Origin of the sequence: Nocardia vinacea (assembly GCF_035920345.1) — a bacterium.
Lineage (GTDB): Bacteria > Actinomycetota > Actinomycetes > Mycobacteriales > Mycobacteriaceae > Nocardia > Nocardia vinacea_A.
In genome coordinates this window covers 8,059,367-8,074,229 of the sequence record NZ_CP109149.1, presented here as the reverse complement: position 1 = coordinate 8,074,229, position 14,863 = coordinate 8,059,367, and the positions used below count along the sequence as shown (strand labels likewise).

Genomic DNA, 14,863 nt, shown 5'->3' with positions numbered 1-14,863 from the left:
CCGGAGCGAACGCGCGTGAATTAACCGGAAACGAAAAGTCCGTGAACGCGACGCATACAACGTTACGCGATCCGGAATTCTGGCTGCTGCGTCAAATGCCTTTGCGACTCGTGATTCCGCTCGCGCTGATTGCCGCGGTCGCGGCTTGGATCGCAACGGCGCTGCAGGCGCCGACGGTCGCCGTCATCGCGGTCGCCGCGGTCGTTCTCATTGTCGGCGCGGTGCCGGTGCGTCGGCGCGAACCACGCAATATCGTCGGCATTCTCGCGCGCGCGATCGCCTTTCGCTGGCGGCGGACCCGGCCCGGCCCCGCCGATGCCGGCCAGGCCGCCTTCGATGTGCCGCTGCCCGAGGGCGGCAGTTACGGCGTGCGCTGGGACGGCAATCTGCTGCTCACCATGCTGCGCATCGATCCGCCGCCGGATGCGCTGACGCAGTTGCGGCGCGGTTCGCTGTCCACCGACCAGGTTCTTCCGCTCACCGAAATCGGTCGCTGCCTCAGTCAATTCGATATCAACCTGGCCTCGATCGATGTGATCAGCACCGGCGCCCGGACCGCGGGCGGCGGATCGGTGGCCCAGCTCTACGACCGCATCCTCGGCCCACTGCCCGCCATCGCGCATCGCACGGTCTGGCTGGTGCTGCGGCTGGATCCGCTCGCCAACGCCGAGGCCGTGGACAACCGTGGCGGAGGCGGTGCGGGTGCGCTGCGAACCGCGATCATCGCGACCCGCCGGGTGGCCAATCGACTCGCCGGCCGTGACATCTCGGCATCGGTGCTCACCGCGGGCGAGATGAACAGCGCGGCGCGCCAACTCAGCCGCGGTATCGCACTGGACGGATTCGTCGAAACCCCGAAATCGCTGGTGCACCAGGGCCTGTACCTCACCAGTTACGAGATCGGCCCGGAGTTGATCGGGTCGCGCGGCTTCGCCGATATCTGGGCCACCCCGAGCCTGGCCACGACGGTCACCGTGCGACTGCGACCCGGTGCGCAGCGGCCCGGCGATGGACGCGAAACCGGTTCCCCGCCGATCACGCTGGGCGCGCTGGTCCGCTTCGATACCGCGGCCGAACCGGTCGAGCCGCCGGTGCCCGGCCTGCGCACCCTGCCGGGTGAGCAATTCCGCGCACTGCTGGATTGCCTGCCCGCCCGCACTGCTCGTCGCGACGGCGACAACGCCGGTGACTACCGCGGTCCGCTCGCCGCGCTCGACGGCATCGTCGTGCCGACCGCCGGTTGCGGTCAGCTGATCGGCGCCGACAATGCCGGCCAGGGCATCGCGGTGCCGTTGATCGGTGACGGCACCAGACATCTCGAGGTGATCGGCCGATTGGATCTGGCGCAGCAGGTGATCCTGCGGGCCATCGCCCTCGGCGCGCACACCATCGTGCACACCGACCGGCCCGAGGCCTGGCAGTCCATGGTCGCGAATGTCGATGCGCCGCATTCGCTCTCGCTGGCACCGCGTTTCGCCGGTGCGGGGCATCACCTCGCCCCACCGCAGCCCGGCGGGCCCATTCCCACCGCGACCGTCGTGGTCTTCGACGGTATCGCCCCAACCGCGCTGACCGGTGGCGCGACCATCGTGCACATCCGCACGCCCGAGCAGCCCGATGCGCAGTTCGATGCCGATATCGTTCTGGTGCAGGATATTTCGGCTCCCAACCTGATCACGGTGCGTACCTCGACCACCAGCGCGACGGTCAATATGGTCACCACCCCGGAGGAGATGTGGTACATCGGCGAATCCCTCGCCGCGGCAAGGTAATCGAACGAATACGGCCGGTCCGCAAGCGTGACGCTCCGGACCGGCCGTGTAATAGCTGACCTTTTCGAGCGACCCGCAAGCGATCGCTACGGTGTTTCAGGCCCCGAAGCCGTCACCGATCTTGCCGTCGGTGCCGAGCGCGCGGTGCAGTGAGTTCTCCACCGCCGCGGCGACATTGTTGAGCGAGGTGAGCGTGTCACCGTACTCGGAGTGCCAGGCGTCGTAGACCTGCTTGAAGCTGGCGTGGGCCACGTTGCCCTCCCATGCCACCTCGAGCACGCCGCCCGCGTCCTCCATGTCGCTGCCGTATTTGATCAGGTCGCCGTGCAGGGTGACCAGATCGTTGTACAGAGCCACCATCGGGCCCTTGGCGTATGCCATAGTCATGGTGATTACCTCCGAATCGAAGACTGAATAGTGTGTCGGCCCAGGCGATTACAGGCTGATGTGCTCGAAACCTTCGCGGTTTTCGTGCTCCATCTGGATGTACTGCCGGGTACCGTGACCAACCTGCTCGGTAATGGCGTTGAGCTTCTTGTGCAGTTCCTGGGAGTGCTGGGCCCAGTTGGTCGAGGCCGCGACGAACGCCGCCTTCGCATCGCCTTCCCAGTGGGTCGCCGCGGCGACCTCGTCATCGATCTTCTTCAGCGTGCGCTGCATGTTGTCGACCGCGGCGGCCATGAACTCCTCGGCCTTCTTCGCGGTCGCCTCGTCTACGTGTACACCTTCACCACTCATCGTGGACACCCTCTCGTGTAGTGATTCCAATGCCCGGAAACGATGTCGGGTGACATCGCCGGAAGGTCGGCGGCTACTTACTGCGCGCCCTCAGGGTCTACTGCGGAAGCCACCTTCCCCCGGGCAGTGATTCGATCAAGGCCGAAATCGCCTGCGCGATACGGTGATCGGTGCCCGGTGTCACCGTGGACCAGACCTGCTGATCCGCAGCAATCCCGGGCGCGGCCACAATGCGACCGCGTCCGGTGTCATAGACCGCGACCGCACCGGGCGGCCGGGTGGTCATACCGTCGAGATGGGCGTAGGCCACGATCTCGGCGAAGGCATGGCAGGAGGCGAACGCCAGCCCGTAAGCAGTGGCGTCACGATCAGCGACGCCCAGTGCGTAAACGGCGTCCGCGTAATCCGCGGCGGTCCGTGCCGCAGGGTTGTTTCGAGCGACCTGCAAGCAGTCGCTAGCGGTGAGTCGCTCGCTCAATTCACTCGACAGCGCGCTGAAATTGACCACCTCCGCCGGTGTTCCGGCTCCGAGCGCTTCGAGCAGCGGGCGCACCAGCGCCTCGCCAGACCCGTCCGCCCAGACGGTCCGCACGTCGAAGGTGTCGCCGGCGCGCACCGCGATGACATGCTGTTCGCCGCGGCGGGCCAGGCAGATCCGGGTCACGGCCGGCGTTCCGTCGGGCCCGGTCGCATAGATGCGGGCAACCAACTCGCGATCGGGTTGGGCCAGCGTGAACATGGCATCGGCCAGTTCGGAGTCGACATCGCCCTCGGCGTCGAGCACGCCCGCGCCGACCAGTTCGATCACCGCGCGCTGCTGCGCCTCGGCCCACGCATCGAACGAATCCTGTCGCGGTCCAACGGAAAGCACCAGCGGCAAGGTCTGGACACCGAGTCGCTCGGCCACCGCAAGCAGGCCGTCATTGGTCATGGTCGTCATTCGGCACCTCCCGATGCCGTCTGACCGGTGGCCGCAGGTGCTTCCGGAGCGCCGAGTACCGCCGGGGCGGCGGCGATACCGAGATCGGCACCGATGGCGTCGCCGGTCACCGCCGCCGCGCGCGGGGCGTACTCTTCTTCCTCCGCACCGGTGCCTGCCGCCATCGCGCCGGGAGCCATCGGCAGCGCACTGGAACTCGCCGCGGAGGTTGGAACCGGTTGTGGCGTAGTCACTTCCACCGGCGCGGGTGCTTCGGTGAAGACCGGTGCCCGATACGGCTGCAGCTTCGCGGGCGTTGAGATCGTGCCGATTCCGCCCGGCATGAACATGCCCGGTGTAATCGCGGGCAGCCCGGGCATGGCCGATGTCGCGGCCGCCACCGGCGCGCTCGCCTCCTCGGCCGCCAACGCCGCGGGTGAGGCGATCACGGGCGGCTCCTGCTGAATCCACGGTGTCGCAAGCGGTTCGGTCGCCGCCTCATAGGTCTGCATCACCCGCGCGGCCGCTGCCTTCGCCATATCGGCGTCGGTGTCGGCCTGGGCGGCCACCGCCTTGATCGGTGCGCCGAGCGCCCCGCCGATCGATTCGAGCATCCGCTGCACCGCCTGGATGGCCTGGATCTCGGCGGTATGCGGCATGGTCAGTCGTGCCAATTCATAAGCGGCGGCGTGAGTTTCGGCACGCACCGCATTATTGCCTGCGGACGTCGCGGCATCGGCGAGCCAATCGCGCAACCGCGCAATCCGGTCCAGCACCGGGCCGCTCGTGGTGGATTGCCACGCACCGCGCATGGACGCGACGATCAGTTCGTATTCGACGACCGCCGTATCGAATCCGGCGGCCAGCCGGGTCCACGCGGCACCGGCCTCGGCCATCGGTACCGCGCCGGGACCGGTGGACAGTTCGCGCGCCAGCCGATCCGGCTCGCGCGCGCCCCAGACCACACCGGTGAAACCGGGCTGCGGTGGTTCGATCATGGTGGCTCCGTGTCGTATTCGCTGTGGTGTCAGGCCGCGCCAGGGACGCCGAAATCGGCGACACTGTCGTTCTCGGCGCGACCGAACTGTGCTGCCTGTGCGCGCAGGGTCGCCGCCAGCTTGCGCAATTCCACGATTCCGGCGGTCGCGCTCTGACCGTAGGAGGCCGCGACATCGTTCATCGTCTGCGCCGCGCGCCCCGAAACCTCGTCGACACCAGCCGGCGGCACCGTCAACGCGGGTGAGCCCTCGCGCAGTTCCGCTTCCAGTCGTGCCGCGAGTCCGTCGAGCCGGGTGGCCGCGTCCCGGGCCGCCGCCGGATCGAACATCACTCCATCGAAATCCGCACCGCCGCTTGCCATCGCAACCTCCTGAATCAACGAACCCTTAGAGGGTGAGTTCCTTATCGGGTGGTGGCTCCGAGATCTGTTCGGCCGCGCCGACCACCGGCAGCGAGACCCCCTCGATCGGTCCGACGACCTCTTCGCCGTGCTCGGCATTGACCAGGAAACCGGGCATATCGCCGCCCGCGTCCCCCGCCCCGCGCGCACCTGCCGCGCCCGTCGCGCCGTAGGGCATCATGCCCGGGCTGCCCGGCGCACCGGTGGTGCCACGCACCGCGGCAGCGGGTTCCACTGCCGCGGAACCGGTTCCGGTGGCATTGAAGCCGGGCATACCACTGAGTCCGGCAGTGCGCGGTCCGCTCCACGGGCTCAGTGGTGTCGATATCGCGGCCGCGCCGATACCGCCCACACCGGCACCGCCTGCTCCACCATCCGACGCGCCGCGCTCGGTCTCGTCCTTCTCCGTAGCCTCGCGCTGTTCCCTCGCGATGGCGTCGGCCTGCAGTTTCTGAGCCTGCGTCGCGTTCTGCGTCGCCACCTGGGTGAGCGTTTGCGCGCCGGTCTGCGCCATGGTCATCAGCGGGGTGAGCAGCTGCATCACCTGCTGCATCGAATCGACGCCCTTGGGGGCATCGGTGACCTTGACCTTCTTGCCCACGGCGGTCATATTCGCCGAATGCGCGGTCATTTCGACCCGAGTCTTGGTCACCACCGCGATGCCCTCGGTGATCGCCTCCACCGTCGCCGCCGCGATAAACGCCTGTCCGCCACCGGTTGCCAGCCACGGCGTCGCCGCGGCCACCGTGCCCATGTACTTGGCGATGACCGACGCCATCAGCGCGCCGCCGGTCGCCACCGAGGCCGCGCCACCGGCGAGCGACGCCTTCTCCTGCGCGCTCTGCGTGGCGAGTTCCGCGCCGTTCTCCGCGGCCTGTCCGGACTTGTTCGCGGCCTGCATCGCGGCCAAGCCCTGCCACAGTGACATCACGGTCTGCAGCGCCTGGGTGCCGAGTTGGATCGCGGTCTGCGCGGCCTGCGCGGTATCGGAGAGCACCTTGGTCGGGTCGGGTCCGCCGCCTGCGGGCGCGCCGAGATTTCCGGTGCCGAACCCGCTCGCCATATCGGTGAGCGGCCTGGCCAGTGCGGCCAGATCGATGACCGGCAGCGGCGGCAGTTCGGGCAGCGGTGGCAGCCCGGAGATTTCGGGCAGCGGCCCGAGACCCATATCCTTCAGGATGTCGTTGACCGGTCGATCGATCAGCGGCGCAAGGGCACTGCCGCGCAGCAGATCCACGATCGACGGGTCGAGCGGCGCAGTCATCGCTAGACGCCGGCAGCGCCGAATTCGGTGCCGGATGCCGCCTCGGTTGCCTCATAGGCGGCGGCGCCCTGATGCGCGGTCAGCGCGGTACCCGCGTGCACACCGGCCAATTCGAACATCGAACTCGCGTGATTGGACTGCGCGTAGGCGAACGCCATCAGAAAGTCCTGGCCGATCAAGCCGAATACCGGCGCGGCCGCCGCCACGGTTGCCACCTGGTCGAACGCACCCGCTGTCGCGACACCGGTGGCCATGGCCACCGCCGCGTCTCCATACACGCGAATCGCATCAGGCGTTGCCACGAGTTCGCTCATCGTGATCCCCCATCCCGTAATGGAATTGACGACTCTTCATCGAACCTGTCGATCGAACTGCAAAGGCCCGAAAGCAAATTTGCACAAACTTAAGGTTCTTGACAAAGTTCTACGGGGACAGCGTGAACGTCGGGTGTCTACTCGGCGACTTCCTCGTTGAAGGCAGTGACCAATTCGCTACGTCGCTCGAAGGCCTGCCGCACGGCGGCAGCCGCTGTCGCTACCAGCGTCGACTCGAATTCCGCCGGTGTCATCCGCGAAACTGCCTGGGAGAACTGCAGATCCAGCAATGTTCCGTTGCCGTCGACTTCCACGGTGACCGAACCGTCCTGCGCCGTCTCCCGACCGCGCACCCCGGCCATATCGTCGGTCAGATCCCGGATCCGATACAGCCGTCGCTGTACGCCGGCCATCAGTTCGTCCATGGTCTCGTACACGATGAAAACTCCTCTCGGACAACGGGAACTACACCTGGCGCAACCAGCTACTCGGCTCGGTCTCGTACTCCCGCTCTTCGGCTAATTCCTGGCGCGCAACATCTTCGGCGGTTGGCAACCCGCTCAGCGCCAACATCTCCGCGGGCACTCCCGCCGCCGCCAACTCCGCTCTACGCGCCATCCCGGCCCGATTAGCCGCCTGCCTGCACAGCCGCAACACCTCGGCCGCCAATGCTTGCGGATCGCGCTTCAGCTCGGCTGGCTCGACCGAAATACCAAGTGGCAGGCCCTGTTCCGTGGTGCGCACCGAGATCGCGCCGCTGCGCGAGGTCGCGGTCCATTCGGGAATACCCGGTTGTGTTCCGTCCATGGCGGCCACCTTTCAGACTCGCTCATCCTTGATCGCACGGACTACCTCGGCGACTCGCGTATTGATCATCGCGGTGAGGTGTTTCGCATCGATGGCACGCGCCACCGGAGGATTCTGGTCGTCGATCGCATAGCGGCCGTCGTCGCGAATGTCGCGCCACTGCAGCCGATGTCGAGTGATCCCGCGCGGGCCGAAACGCGACCGCCCCTGGATCACATCGATCGTCCCGGAACAAGATGTCGGTAGTGCCAAGAATTCCGCGGAGCGATCGGCGATCGTATCGTCGAAGGAATCGTGCACCACCGATCGGCCGAGCGAGTAGTCCAGTCCGTCGCCCTTGTCCTGGGTGGACAGCACCACGGTGGCGCGGCGTCCCGGCTCGACCTCCGGCAGCGCTCGCACGATCGCACCCGCGAGATCGACGGCATCGCATTCGGTAATCGTGAAACCACCGGAATGCCAGTATGTTTCGCCGGACAGCTCGGAGAGGATGTAGCCGCGGTCACCCCGGCGGACACCGTGCAGCCGAACCGGCACGTCCGGCTTCCACGGTTCCGCCGGATCATAGCCTTCCGCGACGATGCGCAGATCCGGGAAGGCCAGCACGTCCAGCACATTGTCGAACGACCGATCCCCGGAGTGCCGCAGCCGCGCCAGCGCATCCTGTTGTTCCCGGACATAATCCTCGTTCACCCAGGTGCGACAGGTGTACACGAATGGTTCCGGCAGGTAGTCCTGCTTCAACGCCTCCCACTGGACGATGAATTCCAGGTCGGTGAACTTCCAGGTGCGATTCATTGCTCGACAACAGGTTTGACGACCACCGGCGCGTCGCCGAGCGCCTCTTCGATGTGCTCGACCGAATCCAGATACGCGGCCCGCTTGTGTTCCTTGTTCTGACCACCGGCACCGTGCCCCGCGGGGCCCATACCACCGGGTGAACCCGGCTGGCCGGTGCTCGCGATGCCCGCGCGGCTCGCCGTCGCGGCCCCGGCCATCTCGGCAGCCGCCGCCCGCGGGAACAGCTTCGAATTCTGCAGGCTATTGGGTGAAAGATTCGCTCCGGCACCGCTACCCGCACCGCCGCCTGCGCCACCGCCCTTGCCGGCGCCACTACCGCCGCCTGCCTTGAGCGCGTCCTTGCCCAACGCCGACAGCGCGGAAGGCAGACCAGCGAGGCCTGCCGACTGCATATCCTTGGCCGCCGCGGCCTGCGCTTGCTGCGCCGCCTGTGCGGCCTGGTCCATTGCCTGCTTCACGCCATCCATGCCCTGCTGCGCGGACTGACTGGCTTGTTGGGCGGCTTGCTGCGCGGCCTGTTGGGCCGCCTGTTGCTGTGTGGCCCGCTGTTGCGCGGCCTCGCGCTGCGCGGCCTCGCGCTCGGCCTGCTGACGCTGCTGTTCGGCCTGCTGGCGTTGCTCGGCCGCGGTCTTCTCGGCCTGCTGGGTCGCCTTGCGCTGCTCGGCGAGCGCCTGCTGAGCTGCCTGCGATTGGGCGGCCGAGGTCCCACCTTTTGCGCTGCCGGTTCCGCCGGTGCCGCCACCGGGTCCGGTCTGCTGGGTCTGCGTGGGCGACGGCGTCGGCGCGGTCGGCTGTACCACCGGGCTCACCGGCTGAACCATGATCGGAATCGCATTGCTGGATGCCGCGAGTCCAGGCACGTACCAGTCGTTGAAGATCCGCTTTGCCTTGTCGACTTCATCACGCGCGTACTGGGTCCCGACCGTATTCGGCGGGATATTGGGGGTATTCGCCTGCACCGCCCATAGCCAGCCCGAGGTGTTCAGCAGGTTGCCGGCGACCATGCGCATGCCGTCGACCATGTTCTGCACACCTGACACATAGGCCTGAACCGCGCCGCCCGCCTTCACGGCGGCGTCGCTGTTCCAGTCATCCGAGGTCTGCATCGCAGTCATCTGGTTGCCCAGATTCGCGGCCGGCCCCGTGACATGTTCGGCCATATCGCTCCAGATGCCGGAGGCGTCGGAGGTGTGCCCCATCCCGTTGATCAACGATTGGTGCCAGGAGTAGGCGGTCGGGTAATCCAGGACACTCGCCGGCTCCGGACGAACCGGTTCGATATCGCGTCCGTCCTTCTCGTTGGCATATTGCTTCAGGTCGGCCGGTGGTCCGCCGTATTTATCGGTTCGGCCGGTCTTCCCGCCCCAATCCGGGATCTTGGTGGTGCCGTCGGCGGGCAGGCTCCAACTGCCGTGGCGTTCGGCGGAGCGGGCATTCCTGAGCCGATCGAATCCGGAAGTATTGGCTTCCTCGGCGGCGGTGTACAGCTTGCCCGCGGTAATGAACTGCTGTGCCAGGTCCTCGAGAATGGTCTTATGGCTCTTGGCCCGATCATTCAAGTCGCGGCCCGCACGCTGGAACTTGCCCTGTAACGCAATGCCGGAGGGGAGATTCCCGAATCCATCGACCTTCTCGACGAAGTGTGTCCAACCCTCGATGGTGTCGAAGACGTCGTACAGGTCGATGGCGTACTTGGCCAGGGTTTGCAGACTCTTCTGCTTGACCGTCAGATTCTGTGAATCCTTGCCGATATCGTCCCCGGAGAGCTGCCACGGATTGGGCTTGTCATCTGTCGGCGCCATTGGTCAACTCCTGCCCTGCTCGGTGCTGCCTCGACGCGCGGTGTGCGCCCCCTCGCGTCGCCCCTCATCCGCGCACATACGACACCGATCATCCCATGAGCTGCGTGAACGGTCGGTGACCTCATCGTGAATCATGCTGTTGCTCATGGGCTTGATCGGTGCCGGTGAGCGCCGATCCTGCGTCCGTGACGCCTTGCGAATAGCTCTGCAGTAGCTCGACTCAGGCGTTGCCCCGGAAGCTCTCAGTCATCTCGAAACCTCTTCCGACCTCGGGCTATAGCACAATTCGATCATCGCATGGACGTCTGCCGTCCGAAAGGTGAAATCCCATCGCATGGACTCGATTCGAGCGCGGCGCGAGCAACCCGGCCGCCGACAGCTGACGCGTCGCGGCTTCGAGATCGCCGTCGCGACCGAAGGCGTCCACCAACAGCTCTCGAGTGACCTCCCCGTGCTCTGCGGCAGTCAGCAAGCGCGCCACCGCGGTTCGTGTTCGGGTGCCCGGATCCCCCGACAGTAACCGGGCCACCGTCTCGATCACGGTGTGCGACTGCCAGATTTGCGGCATTGCCACACCGCACTGCTGCACCGAGGGCGACTCCCCGCAGTACCACCGCTGACCGTCCCACCAGAAGCAGAACGAGAGCAACCCGACGGCCGCACGCGGGCTCAGCACCGCGTTGGTCACCCAATCCGGCGCTCCGCCATAGAGATTCGGCAGATCGATGCCGCCGTTATACGCCGCGTTCAATGCCGGTGCGTCCCATACTCCGCCCGAGAGCACGGCTCGGCCGCCCGGTATGGCGTACAGCGTGGACCCGCTGCTACCGTTCCCGCCGCTTTCGAACCAGCCGTTCGACGGTACGACCCGGGGTCCGCGGTCGGACGAAACGGCAACGTGTGCCGCGGAAATCATCGACCAGCGGGCCCACAACTGCGGAAACGACGGAAGTTCCGGATCCACCGGCCGCGCGGTCACCCCATGCGCCCGGCCGACGAGGGCGGCGGCCACGGCGCGGCGCGGGCGGCGACACTGCCGGTCACGGTGATTCATGTAGGCCGCCAACCACACCGGCAGTCGCGGCCGCGGATACGCCGCCACATCGGCGCGATACGCCTCCGGGCGGAAGAGCTGATCGGCCGGGAACGGCTCGTCGCCGTAGTCGTAATCGACCTCGACGTCACCGTATACGTTGGCCCGCAACAACAGTCGCCACCACGGCTCGGTGCCGGATGCGGCGATCTCGGCACGATACTGCCGCACCAGCGCGACCACCGACTCCGGCACTTCCAGGCGTACCGGCCGATGCGCACCGGTGAATTCGACGCGCGCCGACTCGACGGTCACGGTCAATGCGAATACCGCGTTGAGACGCTGCCAACCGAGTGGGCCGAGTTCCCCCAACTCGCTCGCGATGCGCGAAACCAACGTGTCGACGTACCGGCCGGCGGAGTCGGCGACTGCGGTACTCGGGCCGTCGATCTGTCCGTCGCCCGTCGCTCGACCACCACCCCCCACGGAATCGCTACGCGATGCTTGATTCACTGCTCTCGTTCCTGTTCCAACACAGCCGATTCACCGATCGCGCGCTGTTGTTTCGAGCGCTGGGCACGTAGTCGCCACCGATGTCTTTTTCGATAGTGGCACGCGGATCGGCACCCGTATCGCGTTACCGATGGTGACTAGCTAAAGAGACTGTTAAGAATTCGGTCCCGCCTCCGACCTGGGCATCTGCCGGATTTTTCGAAACGTGAATTCCATTCGGACTTTCTTTCCTAAGGGACAGTTAGAACATGAGCGGACCCCTGGCAACGTGTTATGACCGCACTCACAGTCGCCTTTACGGCGGTAGGTGCGGCGCCAGAAGGAGATTCACAATTACTACGACACAAGTGACGGACGAGCGCAGGGTCATTGCCAACATGCTGCGTGGCTCGCTCGGCAATCTCGCCGAGTAGTACGACTGGTATGTCTACGCGGCATTCAGCGTGTACTTCGCGCACAGCTTCTTCCCAAGGGCGATTCCACCGCACAGCCACTGGTACGTCGCGATCTCGTTGACGATCTGATTACTTCATGCGGGAGACCTCGAAGAACCCCACGATCGAGGCGAAGGCCAATGCCGATGCCGAGGTGGCCGTGCCTCGAGCATGGCTATCCGCAAACGGCTGCGCGTCGAACCTTCGCTTTGCGAGGATCGGCGCGTGCGGCTTGTGCTGGTGGAAGACGATGACGGAGTCGGGGAAGCGCTGCGGGCCGCGCTCACCGCTCGCGGCTACGTCGTCGACCGCAAGCGGCGCGGCGCAGACCTACTACGCACCCACCGCGACTACGACGCGGTGATCCTCGATCTCGGACTACCGGATATGGACGGGTTGGAGGTGTTGCGGCGGCTGCGTACGGTCAGCTCGGTCCCCGTGCTGATCCTCACCGCCCGGGCCGGTGAGCGCACCGTGGTGTTCGCGCTGCGCTCCGGCGCGGACGACTACCTGGTGAAACCGCCGCGCATCGCGGAGCTGGTCGCGCGACTGGAGACGGTCACCCGTCGCGTCGTGATCCACACCTCGCCCGTGGAAGCGGTTGTCTCCCAAGATGTTCGGGTCGATCTGATAGCCCGGCAGGTCGAGGTGGCCGGGGTGCCGATCATGCTGACCCACAAGGAGTTCCAGCTGGTTCGGATCCTGGCGGAGCGACCCGATACCGCCGTCAGCAGGCAGGAGCTGATGGACCGTATCTGGGGCGACTCATCGGCCTCGGTATCGCGGGCACTTGATGTGCATATGGCCGGATTGCGCGCGAAACTCGACCGGCCCGGTTTGATCACCACCATCCGCGGCTTCGGCTATCGCTGGCGCACCGACGGATCCTAGGTCTGCACCGAACCGTGCCGCTGTTGGAAGCGCTGCTCGAACTCCGCGACATAGACCGACGGCGCCACCGATGACGAAGATTGTTCCAGCACACCGTCATCGGCGACATAGAAGATCGCACGCCCGATCGAGATCTCACCGGGTTCGGTCGGCACGTACACCATCCAGCCGACGCTGATCCGGTCTGCGCGCAGGTTCTCCAACGTATAGCCGGTGGTGTCCATATTCTGATCCAGGATGAACTGGCGGACCTGGGCCATCGCGGTGTCCCGCGAGATCGGCTCCGGCAAGGTGATCGTCACACCGGCCAGCGTGAGCTGATAGAGGGCGCTGTCGATATCGAAGGTGCCGTCGTCGCCGAAGACCTCGACGAGCGTATCCCGGGTTACCACACCGATTTCCGCCGCCGACACCAGATTCGCCACCACAGCGCGCTGCCCATCGCTCGGCTGCTCCGCGACCAACCCCGCGACCACGCCGGCCACCGTATCGGAGGTCCAGATGCCGGGCACCGCTTCGCTGAGCCGGTCCGCGGTCGGCGACTCGCCGCGATACCACCGACCGCCGTCCCACCAATAGCAGAACGACAACAACCCGCTGGCCGCACGCGGATTCAGCACCGGATTGGCAACCCACTCCGGGGCGCCGGCATACAGTGCGGGCATCGGCGTCGCGGCGTTGTAGACGGCATCGAGTTCGGGCGCATTCCACACGCCACCGGACAGCACCGCGCGACCACCCGGCAGGGCATACAGGGTCGACCCGCTGCGTTTCGAACCTTCGAACCAACCGAGAGCAGGCAAAACCCTTGGCCCCCACTGTGATCCGGCGGCCACGAAAGCAGCCGCGATAGTCGCCCAGCGGGCCGACATCACCGGGAAGGCCGGAAAGTCCCGCTCGGACAGCACCGGGCGCACACCGGTCTCCCGGTCCGCCCTGGCCTGCGCGGCTGCTGCGGCCGCCGGGCGCGATTGCCGGTCGCCGTGGCCGACATAGGCCGCGAGCCAAACCGGCAGTCGGTCGCGCGGATACGCCTGCAAATCCGCGAGATAGACCTCGGGAAGGAATAGATGATCGTCCGGGAAGGGCTCGTCACCATAGTCGTAATCGACCTCGATCTCGCCGGTGCCGGCCAACTCGATCAACAGCCGCCACCAGGGGCCATCGCTCAATTGGGCCGAAAGATGCCGCTGCTCGCGGACCAGTTCGACCACCTCATCGGCAGGCTGGACCCGCGCCTCGCGCTGCTCGTCATCGGCGAAGGTCACCAACCCGATTTCGGTGCTCGTGGTCATCGCGAAGACGGCCTCCATGCGCCGCCAGCCCTGTGGGCCACCGGCGGCTAGTGCACGGGCGATCCGGTGCATGAGCTGTTTGGCTTGCTCGGCGACGTCTACCGGTTCGTCGAGAGCGAAGCCGATGTCGGGGGTGTCTTCGTCTTCTTCCTCGGCCTGGGCGAGGTCAGCCTCTGCGGGGTTGGCGTCGGCCGCCTCGAAGGCCTTCATGAACTCGGCCATGAACTCCGCATCGCCATCCGGTACCGCCGCGCGCTGCACGTGATTCGGGGTCGGCTCTTCATTCGACTTGTCGCCGGGTGCTTCGCCATCAGGTGTGGTCACGTTGCCGCAATCTCCCTCATCTGCGCACCGCACATGGGAACGCACGCACAGTGCCCGAGCTTATTACCGTTCCTATCCTGGCACAGCGCCGAGATACGCGATTCACGAAAGTCCACCGCTTAACCGTCCCTGAAGGAACAGCTCTGGACCCGCCTCACTCCGTAAGGCCCCCTCGCTTCTTCTCCATCTCGAACTCGAACTCGCGTTGACGCATCTCCAGTTCTTGCCGTCGTTGATCGAGCTCGAGCCTCTTCATCTCGATGTCGAGTTCCTGCTGCTCGGCCAGATTCGCCGATTCCTCGCTCCGCTCGGAAGCCTTCTCGAGCCGACGGTTGATGTCCGCCCCTGCCTCGGACCTGGTTCAGATGCGCAAGCAATTCCCGAAACTCGCGCGGTTGTGGGATGCGATGCGTCGTCAGTACTGGTCCGAATTCCGTGTCCCGCAAGAGCATTCACGAGGGCCGATCTAAGCGATGCCCGGTTATCGCCTAGCCGGGTTCGCTCAGGCCGGAATACTGCCCACCACCAGCGAATCCGGACAAGCAACCGGCTCGATC

The 14,863-nt window shown here is 66.1% G+C and carries 15 protein-coding genes; 2 read left to right on the top strand and 13 right to left on the bottom strand.

Annotated features, from left to right (window positions below; all coding sequences use genetic code 11):
- Positions 1-41: 41 nt before the first annotated feature.
- The gene (gene eccE, locus OIE68_RS36500; protein WP_327095475.1) at positions 42-1,772 is read left to right on the top strand and encodes a type VII secretion protein EccE; all 1,731 of its coding nucleotides are present in this window, start codon (positions 42-44) and stop codon (positions 1,770-1,772) included.
- 96 nt (positions 1,773-1,868) lie between these two features.
- Here eccE and OIE68_RS36495 read toward each other — a convergent pair whose 3' ends face one another.
- From OIE68_RS36495 to OIE68_RS36440, 12 genes are all read right to left on the bottom strand, one after another.
- The gene (locus OIE68_RS36495) at positions 1,869-2,159 is read right to left on the bottom strand and encodes a hypothetical protein (RefSeq protein WP_327095474.1); all 291 of its coding nucleotides are present in this window, start codon (positions 2,157-2,159) and stop codon (positions 1,869-1,871) included.
- A 48-nt stretch (positions 2,160-2,207) separates the two neighbouring features.
- Positions 2,208-2,510: a WXG100 family type VII secretion target gene (locus OIE68_RS36490; protein WP_327095473.1), complete on the bottom strand. Its 303-nt coding sequence runs from the start codon at positions 2,508-2,510 to the stop codon at positions 2,208-2,210.
- A gap of 97 nt (positions 2,511-2,607) precedes the next feature.
- A complete protein-coding gene (locus OIE68_RS36485) occupies positions 2,608-3,450 on the bottom strand; it encodes an ESX secretion-associated protein EspG (RefSeq protein WP_327095472.1) in 843 nt (280 codons plus the stop codon).
- The gene (locus tag OIE68_RS36480; RefSeq protein WP_327095471.1) at positions 3,447-4,427 is read right to left on the bottom strand and encodes a PPE domain-containing protein; all 981 of its coding nucleotides are present in this window, start codon (positions 4,425-4,427) and stop codon (positions 3,447-3,449) included. The genes OIE68_RS36485 and OIE68_RS36480 overlap by 4 nt, the downstream gene beginning before the upstream one ends.
- 29 nt (positions 4,428-4,456) lie before the next feature.
- Positions 4,457-4,789: a PE family protein gene (locus OIE68_RS36475; RefSeq protein ID WP_327095470.1), complete on the bottom strand. Its 333-nt coding sequence runs from the start codon at positions 4,787-4,789 to the stop codon at positions 4,457-4,459.
- 25 nt (positions 4,790-4,814) lie between these two features.
- Positions 4,815-6,092 carry a hypothetical protein gene (locus OIE68_RS36470; protein ID WP_327095469.1) on the bottom strand — a complete coding sequence of 426 codons (1,278 nt, stop codon included), beginning with the start codon at positions 6,090-6,092 and terminating at the stop codon, positions 4,815-4,817.
- Positions 6,093-6,094: 2 nt separating this feature from the next.
- The gene (locus OIE68_RS36465) at positions 6,095-6,406 is read right to left on the bottom strand and encodes a type VII secretion target (RefSeq protein WP_327095468.1); all 312 of its coding nucleotides are present in this window, start codon (positions 6,404-6,406) and stop codon (positions 6,095-6,097) included.
- A gap of 137 nt (positions 6,407-6,543) precedes the next feature.
- Positions 6,544-6,843, bottom strand: coding sequence for a YbaB/EbfC family nucleoid-associated protein (locus OIE68_RS36460; RefSeq protein ID WP_327095467.1), 300 nt, complete (start codon positions 6,841-6,843; stop codon positions 6,544-6,546).
- Positions 6,844-6,871: 28 nt separating this feature from the next.
- On the bottom strand, positions 6,872-7,213 hold the full coding sequence (locus OIE68_RS36455) for a hypothetical protein (protein WP_327095466.1): 342 nt from the start codon (positions 7,211-7,213) through the stop codon (positions 6,872-6,874).
- A 12-nt stretch (positions 7,214-7,225) separates the two neighbouring features.
- A complete protein-coding gene (locus tag OIE68_RS36450; protein WP_327095465.1) occupies positions 7,226-8,011 on the bottom strand; it encodes an ESX secretion-associated protein EspG in 786 nt (261 codons plus the stop codon).
- A complete protein-coding gene (locus OIE68_RS36445; protein WP_327095464.1) occupies positions 8,008-9,816 on the bottom strand; it encodes a hypothetical protein in 1,809 nt (602 codons plus the stop codon). The genes OIE68_RS36450 and OIE68_RS36445 overlap by 4 nt, the downstream gene beginning before the upstream one ends.
- Positions 9,817-10,090: 274 nt before the next feature.
- Positions 10,091-11,362 carry a hypothetical protein gene (locus OIE68_RS36440; protein WP_327095463.1) on the bottom strand — a complete coding sequence of 424 codons (1,272 nt, stop codon included), beginning with the start codon at positions 11,360-11,362 and terminating at the stop codon, positions 10,091-10,093.
- Between the two features lie 659 nt (positions 11,363-12,021).
- Here OIE68_RS36440 and OIE68_RS36435 point away from each other — a divergent pair.
- A complete protein-coding gene (locus OIE68_RS36435) occupies positions 12,022-12,687 on the top strand; it encodes a response regulator transcription factor (RefSeq protein WP_327095462.1) in 666 nt (221 codons plus the stop codon).
- Here the strand turns inward: OIE68_RS36435 and OIE68_RS36430 are convergent.
- Positions 12,684-14,306, bottom strand: a complete 1,623-nt coding sequence (locus tag OIE68_RS36430; RefSeq protein WP_327095461.1) for a hypothetical protein — start codon at positions 14,304-14,306, stop codon at positions 12,684-12,686. The genes OIE68_RS36435 and OIE68_RS36430 overlap by 4 nt on opposite strands.
- Between the last annotated feature and the right edge of the window lie 557 nt (positions 14,307-14,863).